A 19,904-nucleotide genomic window follows, 5' to 3' on the forward strand; every position below is an offset into this window, starting at 1 on the left:
ATGGAAGAACACTTCGGTGAAATACTTGTTCCAACAGAAGAAGTTGTTGAAATGCGTGCCGGTCAACGTCGCAAGAGTGAACGCAAGTTCTTTCCTGGCTACGTTTTAGTTCAAATGGTTATGAACGATGAATCATGGCACTTGGTAAGCAGCTTACCACGTGTACTAGGTTTCATTGGTGGTACGAAAGAGCGTCCAGCTCCAATTACCCAAGCTGAAGCTGACCGTATTCTAAATCGTCTTGAAGATGCCGCTGATAAGCCGCGTCCTAAGACGTTATTTGAAGTGGGTGAAGTGGTTCGTGTATCTGACGGTCCATTTGCAGACTTCAATGGTGTTGTTGAAGAAGTTGACTACGAAAAGAGTCGCTTAAAAGTTTCTGTATTGATTTTCGGTCGTTCTACTCCGGTTGAATTAGATTTCGGTCAAGTAGAAAAAGGCTAATATCATTAACCAATTAGGTTAAAGGTTAGGTTCAATACAATAATATTTGCATTTTATTGAATGAATTTTCAACAAAATGCTTGGCAAGGGCAGGGATTATATCTATAATTCGCTGCCCTTGTTTTTCGGGAAGCTAGTATCTATGTTGGATACAGCGTTCGCACCCATATTTAAGGTAAATTAAAATGGCTAAAAAAGTTACTGCATATATTAAGCTGCAAGTTTCAGCTGGTATGGCGAATCCTAGTCCACCGGTTGGTCCTGCACTAGGTCAACACGGTGTTAACATCATGGAATTCTGTAAAGCGTTTAACGCAAAAACAGATTCTGTAGAGAAGGGTTCTCCGACTCCTGTTGTTATCACAGTTTATTCTGATCGTTCATTCACGTTCGAAACAAAGACTTCTCCAGCATCTTTCTTACTTAAGAAAGCAGCAGGTATCAAGTCTGGTTCTGGTCGTCCAAACGTTGAGAAAGTGGGTACAGTTACTCGCGCTCAGTTGGAAGAGATCTCTAACATCAAACAACCAGACCTTACGGGCGCTGATCTAGATGCAATGGTTCGCACTATTGCTGGTACAGCTCGCTCAATGGGCTTGAACGTAGAAGGATAATTCGGAAATGGCTAAACTTTCTAAACGTATGCGTACGATCCGCGAAAAAGTGGAATCTACAAAAGCTTACGAAATCAACGAAGCAGTTGAACTTCTTAAAGAATTAGCATCAGCTAAATTCAAAGAAAGCATCGACGTTTCTGTAAACCTAGGTATTGATTCACGTAAATCTGACCAAAACGTTCGTGGCGCTACAGTGCTACCACACGGTACTGGTCGTGAAGTACGTGTTGCAGTATTTACACAAGGTGCTAACGCTGAAGCTGCTAAAGCTGCTGGCGCTGACATCGTAGGTATGGACGATCTAGCTGCACAAGTTAAAGCCGGTGAGCTTAACTTTGATGTTGTTATCGCATCTCCAGACGCTATGCGTGTAGTTGGTCAACTAGGTCAAATCCTAGGTCCACGTGGTTTAATGCCAAACCCTAAAGTTGGTACTGTAACTCCTGACGTTGCGACTGCAGTTAAAAATGCTAAGTCTGGTCAAGTTCGTTACCGTAACGACAAAGCTGGCATCATCCACACTACTATCGGTAAAGTGGATTTTGAAGCTGTACAAATTAAAGAAAACCTTGAATCTCTATTGAAAGCACTTAGCAAATCAAAACCTGCTTCTGCTAAAGGTCAATTCATCAAAAAGATCAGCCTATCTACTACGATGGGTGCTGGTCTAGCTGTTGATATTGCAACTCTAGAGACTAAATAATTTACAGGAACCAAATTATTTAGTATAATTTGGTTCCTTAAAATTAGTAGGTTGGTTAATACTGATTTATTGGTGTTAACGAGTTTACAAAATGTGGGTTGAAGTGGGTCTTATGAGTTTAATCTCTTAATACTTACTTCCGTCCAAGACCGTAGGAGTTGTACTTATTCTGTAAGCACAACTTAATAATGATCGGCTATTTTAATTAATACTCGAGCTTTCCTACGTAGATGGTGCAGGGCCCCTGAAGAATTTATTTCTTCTGGAATCCAAGCCGTAATGGTTCGTTTAATCTATAAGTTTACTTATTATTATTCGAAAATTTTTAATACCGATTTTAATCGGTTTTATCCAGGAGTATAGACCATGGCATTAGGTCTCGACGACAAAAAAGCAATTGTTGCTGAAGTCAACGAAGCTGCCAAGGCTGCGCTTTCTGCAGTAGTTGCTGATTCACGCGGCGTTACTGTAGGTGCAATGACTGGTCTTCGCAAGCTAGCTCGTGAGAATAACGTATACATTCGTGTAGTACGTAATACTCTTATGAAGCGTGCTGTTGAAGGTACTGAATTTCAGTGTCTGAACGAAGCATTTACCGGTCCAACTCTGATCGCATTCTCTAACGAGCATCCAGGTGCTGCAGCACGTCTTTTAAAAGACTTCGCTGCTCAAGAAGAATCTTTCACAGTTAAAGCGTTAGCATTTGAAGGCGAATTTATCGGTGCAGAAAACATTGATAAACTAGCAACATTACCAACATACGACGAAGCAATTGCTCAGTTAATGATGACTATGAAAGAAGCATCAGCTGGCAAACTTGTACGTACATTGGCTGCTTTACGCGATCAAAAAGAGCAAGAAGCTGCTTAATTTAGCCGCTTTGTCTAAAATAAATTTTAATATATTAGGAATGACACATGTCTATCACTAAAGACCAAATCATCGACGCAATTGCTGAACTTTCTGTAATGGAAGTTGTTGAATTAATCGAAGCAATGGAAGAAAAATTCGGCGTATCAGCTGCTGCTGCAGTTGTTGCTGGCGGCGCTACTGCTGCTGCAGAAGAAGAGCAAACAGAATTCGACGTAATTCTTACTTCTTTCGGCGAAAACAAAGTTAAAGCTATTAAAGCTGTTCGTGGCGCTACAGGTCTAGGCCTTAAAGAAGCTAAAGGTGTTGTTGAAGCAGCTCCTGCACCTATCAAAGAAGGTGTTGATAAAGCTGAAGCTGAAGCTCTTAAAGCTACTCTTGAAGAAGCTGGCTGTACTGTTGAGCTTAAATAATCTATTCTTGAATAGATTATTGCCTTCATAAGGCATTGGCTGGTGATTTTTTAATCGCCGGCCTTTTTGCGCTATAGGATGTTTGGAAATTTCACATCATTTCAACCAAAATTCTGCGCACTGTTTAGCCCAATTCTTTTGGTCGAGACAGGATAAAAAAAATATAATGATGTTGTTAGAGCTGTCCTTTTTCAGGGCAGAGTGGGTCACTTATCAGCGAGCTGAGGAACCAAATGGTTTACTCTAATACCGAAAAAAAACGTATCCGTAAAGACTTTGGTAAAAGTGCACCAGTTGTGGCTAAACCGCAAATGTTGGCTATCCAAACTAGCTCTTTTAAAAAGTTTTTAGAAATGGATCACACAGGCGAATACGGCCTGGAAGCAGCATTCCGTAGCGTGTTCCCTATTAAAAGTTACTCTGGAACTTCAGAACTTCAATATGTATCGTACCGTCTAGGTGAACCTGTTTTTGACGTTAAAGAATGTCAAATCCGTGGCGTAACTTATTCTGCACCACTACGTGTTAAATTACGCCTTGTATTATACGATCGTGATGCACCTGCAGGCACTATCAAAGATATCAAAGAACAAGAAGTTTACATGGGCGAAATCCCATTAATGACTGATACTGGTACTTTTGTTATCAATGGTACAGAGCGTGTTATTGTATCTCAGTTACATCGTAGTCCTGGTGTATTCTTCGATCATGACAAAGGTAAAACACATTCATCAGGTAAAGTATTATATAACGCACGCGTTATTCCTTACCGTGGTTCGTGGTTAGACTTTGAATTCGATCCGAAAGATAACTTATTCGTTCGTATTGACCGTCGTCGTAAATTACCATCATCTATCATTCTTCGTGCACTTGAGTTCACGACGGAAGAAATCTTAGCAATCTTCTTCGATACTACACGTTTCGAAGTTAAAGATGGCAAGTTATTGATGGAACTAATGCCTGATCGTTTACGTGGCGAAACAGCTGTATTTGACATCGTTGCTAATGGCGAAACATATGTTGAAAATGGTCGTCGTATTACTGCTCGTCATATCAAGAAATTTGAAAAAGACGGCGTAAAAGAGATCGAAGTACCATTAGAGTATATCGCTGGTAAAGTAGCCTCTAAAGACTACATCAATGAAGAAACAGGCGAAGTGATTGTTGCAGCGAATGCTGAACTAACACTAGAAGCTGTTGCTGAATTGTCTCAAGCTGGTATCAAGATTATTGATGTTCTTTATACGAACGATCTTGATGAAGGTAGCTACATGTCTGACACATTACGTGTTGACTCTAGCACCAACAAGCTTGAAGCATTAGTTGAAATCTACCGTATGATGCGTCCTGGTGAACCACCAACGCGTGACGCGGCAGAAGCTTTATTCCAAAACCTATTCTTTGCAGAAGAACGTTATGACCTATCTACTGTAGGCCGTATGAAGTTCAACCGCCGTATTGGCCGTGAAGAAGATACTGGTGCAGGCATCCTGGACAAATCAGATATTGTTGAAGTAATGAAAACTTTGATCAATATCCGTAACGGTAAAGGCGAGGTTGATGATATCGATCACCTTGGTAACCGTCGTATTCGTTCAGTTGGCGAAATGGCAGAAAACCAATTCCGTGTTGGTTTAGTTCGTGTAGAACGTGCTGTTCGTGAGCGTCTAAGTCTTGGTGATCTTGATGCAGTAATGCCACAAGATTTAATCAATGCTAAACCTATCTCAGCTGCAATTAAAGAATTCTTTGGTTCATCACAACTGTCTCAGTTTATGGATCAAAATAACCCGTTGTCAGAAGTTACGCACAAACGTCGTATTTCTGCATTAGGGCCTGGTGGTCTAACACGTGAACGTGCTGGTTTTGAAGTACGTGACGTACATCCAACTCATTACGGTCGTTTATGTCCGATTGAGACGCCAGAGGGACCAAACATTGGTCTTATTAACTCACTAGCTGTATTTGCCCGTACTAACGATTATGGTTTCTTAGAAACGCCATTCCGTAAAGTAATTAACGGTCAAGTTACTAATGACGTTCAATACCTTTCTGCTATCGAAGAAGGTCTGTATGCAGTAGCACAGGCTAACGCGACTGTAGATACAAACGGTGTGTTACAAGATGAATTTATTCCATGTCGTCACAAAGGTGAAACTACCTTTATGTCTGCGGATCAAATTCAGTATATGGACGTATCTCCACAGCAGATTATTTCTGTGGCAGCATCGCTAATTCCGTTCCTAGAACACGATGATGCTAACCGTGCATTGATGGGTGCGAATATGCAACGTCAAGCAGTACCAACACTAAATGCTGATAAGCCATTAGTCGGTACTGGTATTGAACGCGCGGTAGCAATCGATTCTGGCGTAACTGTTGTTGCAAAACGTGGCGGTTCAATCGACTATGCTGATGCAAGTCGTATCATCGTTAAAGTTAACGAAGATGAACTAGTACCAGGTGAAGCGGGTATTGATATCTACACGCTAACTAAGTACACACGTTCGAATCAAAACACATGTATTAACCAACGCCCAACAGTATTAACTGGCGAAGCAGTGGTTAAAGGCGATGTGCTTGCTGATGGTCCTTCAACGGATCTAGGTGAATTAGCACTTGGCCAAAACATGCGTATTGCATTCATGCCTTGGAATGGTTACAACTTCGAGGATTCAATCCTTGTATCTGAACGCGTTGTAAAAGAAGATCGTCTAACGACTATCCACATTCAAGAATTATCATCGATTGCTCGTGATACGAAACTTGGTAGTGAAGAGATTACTGCAGACATCCCTAACGTGGGTGAAAGCGCATTATCTAAACTAGATGAGTCTGGTATCGTTTATGTTGGTGCTGAAGTTAAGCCGGGTGATATCCTGGTAGGTAAAGTAACCCCTAAAGGTGAAACACAATTAACGCCTGAAGAAAAGCTTCTACGAGCTATCTTCGGTGAAAAAGCATCTGATGTAAAAGACAGTTCATTACGTGTACCTAACTCTGTTTACGGTACTGTAATTGACGTGCAAGTATTTACCCGTGATGGCGTAGATAAAGATAAACGTGCACAAGACATCGAGCAGATGCAACTGCGTGAAGCGAAGAAAGACTTAACTGAAGAATTATCTATCTTCGAAGAAAGCTTATTCGGTCGCGTTAAATCTCTATTACTAGCTGCAGGCAAAACAGAAGAGCAACTTAACGCTGTTTCTCGCTCGCAATGGTTAGAGATCGTTCTTTCTGACGAAGAACAACAGACTCAATTGGAAGGCCTAGCTAAGCAACATGATGAGCTACGCGCTGAATTTGATTCTAAGTTTGACATCAAACGCCGCAAAATTACCCAAGGTGATGACCTAGCACCAGGTGTACTTAAGATTGTTAAAGTATACCTAGCTGTTAAACGTCGTATCCAACCGGGTGATAAAATGGCCGGTCGTCATGGTAACAAAGGTGTGATTTCAACAATCGTTCCTATTGAAGACATGCCGCACGATAAGTTTGGTGAACCAGTTGATATCGTACTGAACCCGCTGGGTGTACCATCGCGTATGAACATCGGTCAGGTACTTGAAGTTCACTTGGGTCTTGCTGCTCGTGGTATCGGTAGTAAAATCGATAACATGATTAAAGAACAACAAGATCTTGCTAAGATCCGTGAGTTTATTCAAAAAGCTTACGATATCGGCAACTCGCATCAGAAAGTTGATTTATCAACATACTCTGATGATCAAGTTCGTGTTCTTGCACAAAACTTACGTAAAGGTCTGCCTATGGCAACACCTGCGTTTGATGGTGCAGCTGAAGCTGAAATCAAAGAAATGCTTACATTGGCCGATCTACCTGCATCTGGTCAATTAGAGCTATTCGATGGTCGTACTGGTGACACATTCGAACGTCCAGTTACCGTTGGTTACATGTACATGCTGAAACTGAATCACTTGGTTGATGACAAGATGCATGCACGTTCTACCGGTTCTTACAGCCTAGTTACTCAGCAGCCGCTGGGTGGTAAAGCTCAGTTCGGTGGTCAGCGTTTCGGTGAGATGGAAGTATGGGCTCTGGAAGCATACGGTGCAGCATATACTCTTCAAGAGATGCTAACTGTTAAGTCTGATGACGTGAACGGTCGTACTAAGATGTATAAAAACATCGTAGACGGCGATCATCGTATGGACCCAGGTATGCCTGAATCATTCAACGTATTGTTGAAAGAGATCCGCTCATTGGGTATCAACATCGAACTAGATGAAAACAAAGGTAAGAAATAAACTCTTATTAAGAGATTATTCTAACTTTTGAATTAGCATTGCGCCTCGACTCATTATATGAGTTGAGGCTGCGTAGTTTTCACTCCCAGTGGAGAAAAACGTGAAAGACTTATTAAAGTTTCTAAAACAACAAGGTAAATCGGAAGAATTCGATGGTATCAAGATTGGTCTAGCTTCTCCGGAACAGATCCGTTCTTGGTCTTTTGGTGAAGTTAAAAAGCCAGAAACCATCAACTACCGTACCTTTAAACCAGAACGTGACGGTTTATTCTGTGCGCGTATTTTCGGCCCAGTAAAAGATTACGAATGTCTTTGCGGAAAATATAAGCGTCTGAAGCACCGTGGTGTTATCTGTGAAAAATGTGGCGTAGAAGTAACGCAAACTAAAGTTCGTCGTGACCGTATGGGCCACATCGAATTAGCGTCTCCTGTTGCGCACATTTGGTTCTTGAAATCATTACCATCTCGCATCGGTCTATTATTAGACATGACGCTACGTGATATCGAACGTATTCTTTACTTCGAATCATATGTTGTTATCGAACCTGGTATGACTTCGCTAGAGCGTGGCATGATGCTGACTGAAGAGCAGTATCTTGACAACCTAGAAGAATGGGGTGATGAATTTGACGCGAAGATGGGTGCAGAAGCTGTACTTTCTTTGTTACAAGATCTTAACCTAAACCAAGATATCGAAGAAATGCGTGAAGAATTAGAGACTACAAACTCTGAAACTAAACGTAAGAAGATCACTAAACGTCTTAAATTAATGGAAGCATTCGCTGTATCTGGTAACAAACCAGAGTGGATGATCATGAACGTACTGCCGGTATTACCGCCAGATCTTCGTCCATTAGTACCACTAGATGGTGGCCGTTTTGCGACTTCTGATCTAAATGACCTTTACCGTCGTGTGATCAACCGTAACAACCGTCTAAAACGTCTATTAGACTTAGCTGCTCCAGATATCATCGTACGTAACGAAAAACGTATGTTACAAGAATCTGTTGATGCGCTATTAGATAATGGTCGTCGTGGTCGTGCGATTACAGGTTCTAACAAACGTCCTCTTAAATCTCTTGCTGATATGATCAAGGGTAAACAAGGTCGTTTCCGTCAGAATCTACTTGGTAAACGTGTGGATTACTCTGGTCGTTCTGTAATTACAGTAGGTCCAACGTTACGCTTACACCAATGTGGTCTACCTAAGAAAATGGCACTTGAGCTATTCAAGCCATTCATCTACGGTAAATTAGAATCACGTGGTTTTGCGACAACGATTAAAGCAGCTAAGAAAATGGTTGAACGCGAAGGCGCTGAAGTTTGGGATATCCTAGACGACGTGATCCGTGAACATCCAGTAATGCTTAACCGTGCACCAACACTGCACAGACTTGGTATTCAAGCATTCGAACCTGTTCTAATTGAAGGTAAAGCAATTCAGTTACACCCTCTAGTATGTTCTGCATACAACGCCGATTTCGATGGCGATCAGATGGCTGTACACGTACCGTTAACAATTGAAGCTCAATTGGAAGCGCGTACACTGATGATGTCTACGAATAACATCTTATCACCTGCGAATGGTGATCCGGTTATCGTACCTTCTCAAGACGTTGTATTAGGTCTTTATTACATGACTCGTTCTGGCATTGCTGCCAAGGGTGAAGGCATGGTATTAGGCAGCCCTGAAGAAGCTGAAAAGCTTTATCGCAGTGGCCATGTTGAACTACATGCACGTGTTAAAGTTCGTATTACTGAACATCTTAAAAATGAAGACACTGGTGAAGTTACAGTTCGCACTGAGCTGAAGAACACAACAGTAGGTCGTGCGATTCTTTCTTTAGTAGCACCTAAGGGTCTACCATATGAATTAATCGATCCGGCTAAAACTTTAACAGCGGACGAAGAAGCTAAACTTGCAGCGAACCCAGCTAACTGGATCCTGAAAGTATCTAACGAAGCGTTAGGTAAAAAGCAGATTTCTAAGCTACTAAATGACTGTTACCGTCTATTAGGTCCTAAAGATACGGTTGTTTTCGCCGATCAACTAATGTACACCGGTTTCCATTACGCTGCGCTTTCTGGTGCATCTGTTGGTATCGATGACATGGTTATTCCGGATGCTAAGAAGACATTACTTGCAGAAGCTGAATCTGAAGTAACTCAAATCCAAGAGCAATTCCAATCTGGTCTTGTTACTGCGGGTGAGCGTTACAATAAAGTTATTGATATTTGGGCTCGTGCCAATGAGCTGATCTCAAAAGCAATGATGGATAACTTGTCTACAGAAACTAAACTTAACTCGTTAGGTGAGTCTGAGACACAGAAATCATTCAACAGTATCTTTATGATGGCCGATTCTGGTGCACGTGGTAGTGCGGCGCAGATTCGTCAGCTTGCTGGTATGCGTGGTCTGATGGCTAAACCGGATGGTTCAATTATTGAAACGCCGATTACAGCTAACTTCCGTGAAGGTCTAAACGTACTTCAGTACTTCATCTCAACGCATGGTGCGCGTAAAGGTCTAGCCGATACAGCACTTAAAACAGCAAACTCGGGTTACCTAACTCGTCGTCTTGTTGACGTTGCACAAGATCTTGTAATTAACGAGATTGATTGTGGTACTGAAAATGGTCTAATCATCACTCCTCATATTGAAGGTGGTGATGTTGTTGAACCGTTACGTGATCGTGTTCTAGGTCGTGTTGTTGCTGAAGATGTATTGAACCCAGTATCGGGTGAAGTAATTCTTCCACGTAACACGCTATTAGACGAAAAACTTTGTGACTTCTTAGAAGAGCACTCTGTTGATCAAATGAAAGTTCGTTCTGTAATTACTTGTGACAATGACTTTGGTGTTTGTGCAAGCTGTTATGGTCGTGACTTAGCACGTGGCAACATTGTTGGTCAAGGTGAAGCAGTTGGTGTTGTTGCAGCACAATCAATTGGTGAACCTGGTACACAGTTAACGATGCGTACATTCCACATTGGTGGTGCGGCATCGAGAGCATCTGCAGAAAATAATATCCAAGTGAAAAACACGGGTACTATTAAGTTCCACAACGAAAAATTCGTTGAGAACGCAGACGGTAAACTGGTTATTACTTCACGTTCATCAGAAATTACGATTATTGATGAAAACGGTCGTACTAAAGAAAGCCATAAACTGCCTTACGGTTCGATTGTTGAGTTCAAAGATGGCGCAGCTATCGAGTCTGGTAGCATCCTTGCTAACTGGGACCCGCATACTCACCCAATCATCACTGAGGTGGCTGGTCAAATTAAGTTTGTTGACTTAATTGAAGGTATTACGGTTACTAAGCAAACGGATGATCTAACGGGTCTATCTAGCACGGTAATTCTTGATCCTGCAGCACGTGTTGCCGCTGGTAAAGATATGCGTCCTATGGTTAAACTTGTTGATGCAGCAGGTAATGATTTATTCATTCCTGGTACAGAAGTTGTTGCACAATACTTCTTACCTGCAAACGCAATCGTTAACCTAGAAGATGGTGCGTTAGTTACTATTGGTGAAGCGCTAGCGCGTATTCCTCAAGAAAGCTCGAAAACACGTGATATTACGGGTGGTCTACCACGCGTAGCGGATCTGTTTGAAGCGCGTCAGCCTAAAGATGCAGCTATCTTAGCGGAAATCTCAGGTACTATTAGTTTCGGTAAAGAAACTAAAGGTAAACGTCGTCTAGTTATCACACCAACTGATGGTGCTGAAGCTTACGAAGAGATGATCCCTAAATGGCGTCATTTGAACGTGTTTGAAGGTGAGAAAGTGGCAATTGGTGAAGTTATCGCCGATGGCCCTGAATCAGCTCACGATATTCTACGTTTACGTGGCATTAGCCATGTTGCGAACTATATCGCAAACGAAGTTCAAGAAGTATACCGTCTGCAAGGTGTGAAGATTAACGATAAGCACATTGAAACAATCGTTCGTCAAATGCTACGTAAAGCTAACGTTGTATCTGCTGGTGACAGTAACTTCCTACAAGGTGAGCAAGCTGAAGTTTCACGTCTGAAAATTGCTAACCGTCAGCTAGAAGCTGAAGGCAAGCAACCAGCCGTGTTCCAGCATATCCTTATGGGTATTACTAAAGCGTCTCTTGCTACTGAGTCATTTATCTCAGCTGCATCTTTCCAAGAAACAACACGTGTTCTAACCGATGCTGCTGTCCATGGTAAGATTGATGACCTTCGCGGTCTGAAAGAAAACGTTATCGTTGGTCGTCTGATTCCTGCTGGTACAGGTTTCTCTTACCACCAAGAACGCGCTAAAATGCGTGCTGGTAAGGTAGAAGAATCTATGCCTGAAATCACAACTGACGAAGCTGAACAGAACTTAGCGAACCTACTAAATAACCTTTAATTGATTTGCTGAATGCAATTAAAGTCGTGTGTAAGTGATGACCGACCCACTGATTCACTTACCCACAGTTATTAGATAAAAAAGGCACCCTTTTATAGGGTGCCTTTTTTTTGCTTGTTTTTTAACGCCATACCAGTCTATACTTTGCCACATCTTGTCGGAGTGCTTTAGGGCTGAGACCATTTAAATATGGGATCCGTGGAACCTGATCAGGCTAATACCTGCGTAAGGAAACAAGAGTGATTAATACAATAATGTGCGTGTAATGCTAGGTTTGCCCGAGGGAATTTAAGGCAGCTTTTTATAACATAAACAATCAATATATCTGTATCACTACTCTCCACATACTCAACGACAAGCAATCATCTTATTAAAAGGAATGAATGCTATGTCTACTACCACTGTTAACCAAACCAGCAATACCAAAAAACCAACACGTCGTGAAAACCGTGAAAACGCCCAAGAATTTATTAATAACCTCAGTTGTGAACCCTTTCCAAATTCAGAAAAAATCCACCTTACTGGCAGTCGTAATGATCTACGAGTGGCGATGCGCAAGATTAATCTTGATGAAACGTTAGTCGCTGGCAGCAAAGACGCTCCTGTTTATGAACAAAATGAATCGATTCCCGTTTATGATACTTCGGGTCCTTATACTGACCCTGTGATAGTAATTAATGTTCATCAAGGCTTACCTAAGTTAAGACAGCAATGGATCACAGAGCGTAATGATATTGAAGAATTAGCTATTGTAACCTCGCATTTTGCTCAGCAACGCCTTGCTGACGACGGTATTGACCATATTCGTTTCGAACATTTACCAAAACCACTTAAAGCGATTGATGGCCAGAACGTTACTCAGATGCATTATGCGCGTAACGGTATCATCACCCCTGAGATGGAATACATCGCGATCCGTGAAAATATGGGGCGTGAATTGATCCGTAATGAACTGCTATTAAAGCAACATGCTGGTAATGATTTTGGTGCCAGTATTCCGGATCTTATTACCCCTGAATTTGTCCGTGAAGAAGTCGCGCGTGGTCGTGCGATCATTCCTGCTAACATCAATCACCCTGAATCTGAGCCGATGATCATCGGCCGTAATTTTCTAGTCAAAGTAAACGCTAATATTGGTAATTCATCAGTTACTTCATCGATTGAAGAAGAAGTTGAGAAGCTAGTATGGGCTACACGCTGGGGTGCGGACACCGTGATGGACTTATCCACAGGCCGTAATATTCATGAAACTCGTGAATGGATCCTGCGTAATTCACCCGTTCCGATCGGTACAGTGCCGATCTATCAAGCCCTAGAAAAGGTAAATGGGATCGCCGAGGATCTTACCTGGGAAGTATTCCGAGATACGTTGATCGAACAAGCAGAGCAGGGGGTTGATTACTTTACGATCCATGCTGGGGTATTACTACGTTATGTGCCAATGACTGCAAAACGTCTTACCGGTATCGTTTCTCGTGGTGGTTCGATCATGGCGAAATGGTGTTTGACACACCATAAAGAAAATTTTGCTTATGATCATTTCGAAGAAATTTGTGCGATTTGTAAAGCTTACGATGTATCACTGTCTTTAGGTGATGGCATGCGTCCGGGTTCAGCTGCTGATGCCAATGACGAAGCGCAATTTGCTGAATTACAAACTTTAGGTGAATTAACAAAAATTGCATGGCAGCAAGATGTACAAGTCATTATCGAAGGCCCCGGTCATATCCCAATGCACATGATCAAAGAGAATGTTGAAAAGCAGCTCGATATTTGTCATGAAGCGCCTTTTTATACCTTAGGGCCGCTGACGACAGACATTGCTCCTGGTTACGATCATTTCACTTCGGGTATTGGTGCCGCGCAAATTGGTTGGTACGGTTGTGCAATGCTGTGTTACGTGACGCCAAAAGAACATTTAGGACTACCGAATAAAGAAGATGTTAAGCAAGGCATGATCACCTATAAAATTTCCGCACACGCGGCTGATTTAGCCAAGGGTTTCCCTGGTGCTCAAATTCGTGATAACGCGATGTCTAAAGCCCGTTTTGAATTCCGTTGGAACGATCAATTTAATCTTGCCTTAGACCCTGACACTGCACGTGCTTATCACGATGAAAATATCCCACAAGAATCCGGTAAAGTTGCGCATTTTTGCTCTATGTGTGGCCCCAAATTCTGTTCTATGAAAATTTCGCAAGACGTTCGAGATTACACTGCAGAACAAGAAAAAATTACGATTAAATTGTTGGATGAAGTGGTCGTGATTGATGCAGAAACGGGCATGCAGCAGATGTCAGAACAATTTAAAAAGCACGGCGCAGAATTATACTTACCTCCCACACATGATGCTGTAAATGGTCGTGTACCGGAATCTATAACCGAAAATGTGGAATAATAATTAATGACTCAAGCCATTATTTGGACTATCGCGAGCTTTACTGCTCGCGATAATGCGACGACCCAAGCCGATATTAAAGCGATTAATGCATTAGATGGGCTTGGTTATCATGTCTCTACAGCATGTTTATCTGATGAGGATTTCTCTGCTGAATTGACAGTGTTGAATAGCGCTGCAACGCCATCTGCTATTAAAATTGGCGTGCTAGAGACTGCATCTCATATTGATATTTTAGTCAGTTTTTTACAAGATTATAAGCCACAACATCCAGAATTAAGCGTTATATATGAGCCATTAACCATCACGTTAACAGATATGGTTAACGCTGATAGTGGCTTAACCACAGCTATTCAAACAGGCTTATTGCCACTCGTTGATGTATTAATATTAACGCAAGATAAAACGGACGTTAATGCGGCTAATTTATTTAGCGCGACTAAACAAGCGATCAATTCACTACTAAATTCTGGTGTGAAAGGTGTTTGTGCGAAAGCTATTTGTGTAAAGCCTATGGCCATTAACATTAACGAATACGATGAGCAGCAGTCAGTCATGTTAGATGTGTATATCGATGCTCAGCGTGAAATCCTATTATCTTCACCTGTCACGAGACTCGATTCATTAGGTACCGCTGAACATTGCGGTATTTTTGCTACAGCGCTAGCAACTGTTATTGGCCAAGATTATCCGGTTGATGATGCACTTGTTGTCGCCAGAGCGTATTTAAATCAAGCCGCTGGTGTTTGGCCTAGCGACCGCGAGTATTTTCCGCAGGTGGTATTACCTAATACAGTCTTAGGCGATCAGCTTGGCCTCGTACAAGAAATGCAATTAGCGTATGACTTTGCTCCTTGTGACACTAATCGTCTTGGATTGTATCCAGTCGTGGATACGATTGCATGGCTAGAAAAAGTGTTGCAACAGGGAGTTAAAACCTTGCAGCTACGGATAAAAGATAAAACACCAGCGGTAGTCGTTGAAGATGTTAAAGCGGCTGTGGCTTTGGGTCGTCAGTATCAAGCTCGCCTATTTATCAATGATTACTGGCAATTAGCCATTGAACACGGTGCTTATGGGGTTCACCTTGGCCAAGAAGATATGTTGATTGCCGATTTTGTCGCAATCAAAAAAGCAGGGTTAAAGTTAGGTCTGAGTACGCATGGTTATTATGAGATATTACGTGCCCATCAGATAAAACCCAGTTATATCGCCCTTGGTCATATCTACCCGACAGTAACAAAAGACATGCCATCAAAACCACAGGGATTACAGCGTTTACAGCGTTATGCAGACTTAATGCAAGACTATCCATTAGTTGCTATCGGCGGTATTAGCATTGCTCGCGCATCGAAAGTTGCTGCGACTGGTGTTGGAAGTGTGGCGGTTGTGACGGCAATCACACGTGCTGATGACTATAAAAAAGCGATTGCAGAGTTGTTGAGCATTGTCGAACCACAACCTAGTTTAGTCAGTATTGGGAGCTAATATGAGCGAGCGATTATGGAAAAATTAACTGATCAAGAATACATGCGTTATAGCTCGCACTTACTACTTGAGGGTGTAGGTGAACAGGGGCAGTTAGCATTACGTAATGCCAAGGTATTGATAGTAGGTGTCGGCGGTCTTGGTGCTCCAGTGGCTTTGTATTTGGCCTCTGCTGGCATAGGACATCTATATCTCGTAGATGATGACCATGTTGAGTTGAGTAATCTACAACGGCAAATTATTTTCACCCAACAGCAGCTCAAGCAAGCAAAGGTGAGCGCTGCAAAAGCGTCGTTATCACAACTAAATCCACATATTGAAGTAACGGCATTCGCGCAACGGTTAACACTTGAAAGTGCCAATAACGAAATGCTTGAGATGTTTGAGCAAGTCGATTTAGTTATTGATTGCACGGATAACATGCCGACAAGACAAATGATTAATAAGTACTGTGTTATGCAGAAAATACCGTTAATCGTCGGTGCTGGTATCCGCATGGAAGGGCAGTTGATCTCGTTTAACGCCAAAAAGTCTGATTCAGCGTGTTACCACTGTTTATATCCTTTTGATGATACAGCGGAAGCTAATAACTGCAGTACTTCAGGCGTACTTGGCCCACTTGTGGGTATTGTTGGTTCCTTACAAGCATTGGAAGCGATCAAGCATTTAACTGGCATGCCAGTGTCTTCACTTAATCGCTTGATGCGTTTTGATGGCAAGACTCTGCAATGGCAACATTTCTCGGTAGTCAAAGATCCGCAATGTGCGGTGTGCTCGGCTAACGTATAAGAGTTCAATAACCTTAGCGGTACCAATCACAGTGCGGTGAGGATAGGAATATAAAATGAAATTAATTATTAATGATGAAATTAAAACCTTAGCAGTGACGACAGTATCGTCGTTATTGACCGAGTTAGAGCAACCAGATAAAGGTATTGCGATTGCGGTAAACCAAACCATTATTAGTCGCCAGAATTGGGATGACTTTCAGTTGTCAGAAAATGATCAAGTGACTCTATTTCAAGCTATTGCAGGAGGCTAAATGTCAGCAACAAATTTAAATCCAAAACTGCTATTACCCAATGATGATCTTATTATTGCTGATAAGACATTTTCATCGCGTTTATTCACTGGCACGGGTAAATTTAGTGATCAAAAAATAATGGCTGAAGCCTTAATCGCATCGCAATCTCAGCTTGTTACAATGGCATTAAAGCGTATTGATTTAGCCAATCAAGATGATGATATTTTGAAGCCGCTTATCGCAGCAGGCATGAATTTATTACCCAATACTTCGGGCGCGCGTAATGCAAAAGAAGCGGTATATGCAGCGCACCTAGCCCGTGAAGCATTGCAAACTAATTGGATTAAATTAGAGATACACCCTGATCCTAAATATTTACTGCCAGACCCGATTGAAACCTTAATTGCGACAGAGCAACTAGCGCGTGACGGTTTCCATGTATTGCCATACATTCATGCTGACCCGGTATTGTGTAAACGCTTAGAGGAAGTGGGTACTGCTGCTGTTATGCCATTAGGCGCGCCAATCGGTTCAAATAAAGGTATTCGCACAACTGAATTTTTGGAAATTATTATTGAACAATCTAGGGTACCAGTCATTGTCGATGCCGGTATCGGCGCACCTTCACATGCGGCGTTAGCGATGGAAATGGGTGCGGATGCGGTATTGGTTAATACTGCGATTGCAGTGGCGAAAGATCCGGTAGCGATGAGCCAAGCGTTTGCGTTAGCAGTACAAGCAGGCCGCCAAGCTTATTTGGCTGGCTTAGGTGCTCAGGCTAGAACGGCTGTTGCATCGAGTCCGTTGACTGCATTTTTAGATCTATAATCACGCCAAACTAAGGTATTGAAATGAGCTTTTATGAGCAATTACAACAACTCGATTGGGATGATATCCGCTTATCTATTTATGCTAAAACAGCGGCAGATGTTGAACGGGCGTTAACTAAATCGAGACTTGATTTAAATGATTTTCAAGCGTTGATTTCACCCGCCGCGGAACCGTTTTTAGAGCAGATGGCGCAGCGTAGTGTCGCGTTAACTCGTCAACGTTTTGGTAATACGGTTCAATTCTATGTCCCGCTATATCTCTCTAATATGTGCTCTAATATTTGTACCTATTGTGGCTTTTCGATGCATAACAAGATCCGTCGAACCACGCTGGATATGACGCAGTTAAACAGTGAAGCGAAAGCGATTAAGCAAATGGGTTTTGATCACTTGTTATTAGTTGCTGGTGAATCTGAGCGTAAAGTGGGCATGCCGTATTTCCGCCGGGTATTTAATGAATTAAAATCACAGTTCTCGCATCTATCGTTGGAAGTACAACCGCTAGAACAAGCTGATTATGAAGAGTTAAAACAACTCGGTCTTGATTCGGTGCTTGTCTACCAAGAAACCTATAATCCGCGTACCTATGCCGAGCATCATATCAAAGGTAAAAAATCTGATTTTAAATATCGTATTGATACCCCTGACCGATTGGGTAAAGCCGGTATCCATAAAATGGGACTTGGAGCCTTGATTGGTTTAGATGAATGGCGCACAGATTGTTTTCATGTTGCTGCGCATTTAGATTATTTGCAAAAGCGTTATTGGCAAACCAAGTATTCTATTTCTTTTCCACGTTTAAGACCGTGTGAAGGTGCATTTCAGCCTAAGTCGATTATGAATGATCGCCAGCTAGTACAACTTATCTGTGCTTATCGATTATTTAATCCGGATGTGGAACTGTCGTTATCAACCCGAGAGTCAGAGCATTTTCGTGACAATGTCATTCCATTAGGTATTACCAGTATTAGCGCGGGATCGAAAACCCAACCTGGCGGTTATTCTGATGATACTGACAAAGCATTAGAGCAATTTGAAATTGATGATGACCGTTCACCGAGTGAGATGGCCGCATTAGTGAAACGACTTGGTTTGGAAGTGGTTTGGAAAGACTGGGACAGATCTTTGACTGCATTGAAATAAAGAAAACAGGCTGCGTTGTTTAACGCAGCCTGTTTTTATTGCTTAGTTATGGTGATCATAACCGTTATGATGACTTTTCTATGTTTACCGCTGTTTTAGCGAAACGCTTAGCGATTAATTCAATCGGTAACTTACACAATAAAACCCCAGCCGTTAACATGACCATCATCAGTAATGATTCTTGGCTAATCGTTCTGCCGTTAACCACACTGTCTAAGCCAAGTGCAATGACTGGGAATACCAAAAAGCAGATTGATGCTTGGAACGGACTTGCTACTTTATTTAGCTGGAAGTAAGCCATGATGCCGCCAATACCGGCAATTGCACCAAGATAAATAACCGACAACCAAGACGTTAATGTGAACGTAGCGAAGTCAGGTTGCTCTACAAATGCGCCGACAACAAGTAACAGTACTGAAGCAACAAGACACGGTAGGGCGTTATAGGTTAATACATGAATACCCTGACAGCGTGTTTGTACACTGGTATAAATTGTTGCGTGCATGAATACCGCTAATACCAATGCGCCAACACCGATAAGGCTGCCGTTTGCGCTTACGCCCATTTCATTACTGATAATGGTAATCAAACTAAACAGAGCAATGGCAAGGCCTGCTATTTGGTGCATATGTACTTTTTGGCGATGTACTAATACTGCGAACGCTAATACTACAACTGGCATAGTGGCAAAAATAATAGAAGCCAATCCTGAGGAAATATACTGCTCACCAAAAATCATTAAGGTAAATGGTGCGGCAAAATAAAACACACTGATTAAAGCAAATTCAAGCTTTTTGCCTTTCGGGAACATTAGCGGGATGTTAAGCCAGCGCGCGGCTAGAATTAATAATGGCGCAGCCAGTGCAAAGCGTAAACCTGTTGCTGTGATCGGCGGGATAGAGTGAACAGCAATTTCCATCGCCATCCAGGTAGTACCCCAGATCAAACATACAGAGGCAAATAATAATGTGGCGACGAGTTTTGTATTCATAAGGCGATCTCTATATAAGTGCTGGGATATTCAATATGATAATTCTATGTCTTTTGCTGAGGTATATGATTTCCTATTGTCGATTAAAAATAGCGGCGTAAAACAATAAATACTCCAATTGTTACGTTATGCAGAAATTATTAGTTTAATACCACTTTATTTCTTCTATTTTTATTTTGTAATTTAGACTTTTGAGAAATAAAGTATTCGCAGATTAGTTCAATTTATTCTTGGCTAAAACGTACCTGACATTATGGTGGTATTCAGCCCAAGCATCTGATGTACTGGTTGCAAAGTTTGAGCAACTCGGTGTAACTGAAACCAACCA

At 41.9% G+C, this 19,904-nt stretch carries 14 protein-coding genes and 1 riboswitch; of the genes, 13 read left to right on the forward strand and 1 reads right to left on the reverse strand.

Annotated elements, in window-relative coordinates; translation table 11 throughout:
• The 13 genes from nusG to thiH form a co-directional block, all read left to right on the forward strand.
• Positions 1-444: transcription termination/antitermination protein NusG (gene nusG / locus QNK26_RS09685; RefSeq protein WP_319222532.1), on the forward strand; the 444-nt coding region annotated here is incomplete at its 5' end.
• 185 nt (positions 445-629) lie between these two features.
• A complete protein-coding gene (gene rplK, locus QNK26_RS09690) occupies positions 630-1,058 on the forward strand; it encodes a 50S ribosomal protein L11 (RefSeq protein ID WP_319222533.1) in 429 nt (142 codons plus the stop codon).
• Positions 1,059-1,065: 7 nt separating this feature from the next.
• Positions 1,066-1,764, forward strand: coding sequence for a 50S ribosomal protein L1 (gene rplA, locus QNK26_RS09695; RefSeq protein WP_319222534.1), 699 nt, complete (start codon positions 1,066-1,068; stop codon positions 1,762-1,764).
• A gap of 366 nt (positions 1,765-2,130) precedes the next feature.
• Positions 2,131-2,634, forward strand: coding sequence for a 50S ribosomal protein L10 (gene rplJ / locus QNK26_RS09700; protein WP_319222536.1), 504 nt, complete (start codon positions 2,131-2,133; stop codon positions 2,632-2,634).
• Positions 2,635-2,681: 47 nt separating this feature from the next.
• On the forward strand, positions 2,682-3,047 hold the full coding sequence (gene rplL, locus QNK26_RS09705) for a 50S ribosomal protein L7/L12 (protein WP_319222538.1): 366 nt from the start codon (positions 2,682-2,684) through the stop codon (positions 3,045-3,047).
• Between the two features lie 233 nt (positions 3,048-3,280).
• A complete protein-coding gene (gene rpoB, locus QNK26_RS09710) occupies positions 3,281-7,318 on the forward strand; it encodes a DNA-directed RNA polymerase subunit beta (RefSeq protein WP_319222540.1) in 4,038 nt (1,345 codons plus the stop codon).
• Positions 7,319-7,418: 100 nt separating this feature from the next.
• Positions 7,419-11,702, forward strand: coding sequence for a DNA-directed RNA polymerase subunit beta' (gene rpoC / locus QNK26_RS09715; RefSeq protein ID WP_319222542.1), 4,284 nt, complete (start codon positions 7,419-7,421; stop codon positions 11,700-11,702).
• Positions 11,703-11,850: 148 nt separating this feature from the next.
• Positions 11,851-11,952: riboswitch (TPP riboswitch) on the forward strand.
• 129 nt (positions 11,953-12,081) lie between these two features.
• Complete coding sequence (thiC, locus tag QNK26_RS09720) at positions 12,082-14,100, forward strand: phosphomethylpyrimidine synthase ThiC (RefSeq protein WP_319222544.1); 2,019 nt, start codon at positions 12,082-12,084, stop codon at positions 14,098-14,100.
• A gap of 6 nt (positions 14,101-14,106) precedes the next feature.
• Positions 14,107-15,588, forward strand: a complete 1,482-nt coding sequence (thiE, locus tag QNK26_RS09725) for a thiamine phosphate synthase (protein WP_319222545.1) — start codon at positions 14,107-14,109, stop codon at positions 15,586-15,588.
• Between the two features lie 15 nt (positions 15,589-15,603).
• Complete coding sequence (locus QNK26_RS09730) at positions 15,604-16,377, forward strand: HesA/MoeB/ThiF family protein (protein WP_319222547.1); 774 nt, start codon at positions 15,604-15,606, stop codon at positions 16,375-16,377.
• A 55-nt stretch (positions 16,378-16,432) separates the two neighbouring features.
• Positions 16,433-16,630, forward strand: a complete 198-nt coding sequence (thiS, locus tag QNK26_RS09735) for a sulfur carrier protein ThiS (RefSeq protein WP_319222548.1) — start codon at positions 16,433-16,435, stop codon at positions 16,628-16,630.
• Complete coding sequence (locus tag QNK26_RS09740) at positions 16,631-17,440, forward strand: thiazole synthase (RefSeq protein ID WP_319222550.1); 810 nt, start codon at positions 16,631-16,633, stop codon at positions 17,438-17,440.
• A gap of 23 nt (positions 17,441-17,463) precedes the next feature.
• Positions 17,464-18,585, forward strand: coding sequence for a 2-iminoacetate synthase ThiH (gene thiH, locus QNK26_RS09745; protein ID WP_319222552.1), 1,122 nt, complete (start codon positions 17,464-17,466; stop codon positions 18,583-18,585).
• A 64-nt stretch (positions 18,586-18,649) separates the two neighbouring features.
• Here thiH and QNK26_RS09750 read toward each other — a convergent pair whose 3' ends face one another.
• The gene (locus tag QNK26_RS09750) at positions 18,650-19,576 is read right to left on the reverse strand and encodes a DMT family transporter (protein ID WP_319222553.1); all 927 of its coding nucleotides are present in this window, start codon (positions 19,574-19,576) and stop codon (positions 18,650-18,652) included.
• Positions 19,577-19,904 lie beyond the last annotated feature (328 nt).

This window comes from Moritella sp. (genome assembly GCF_033791185.1).
Lineage (GTDB): Bacteria > Pseudomonadota > Gammaproteobacteria > Enterobacterales > Moritellaceae > Moritella.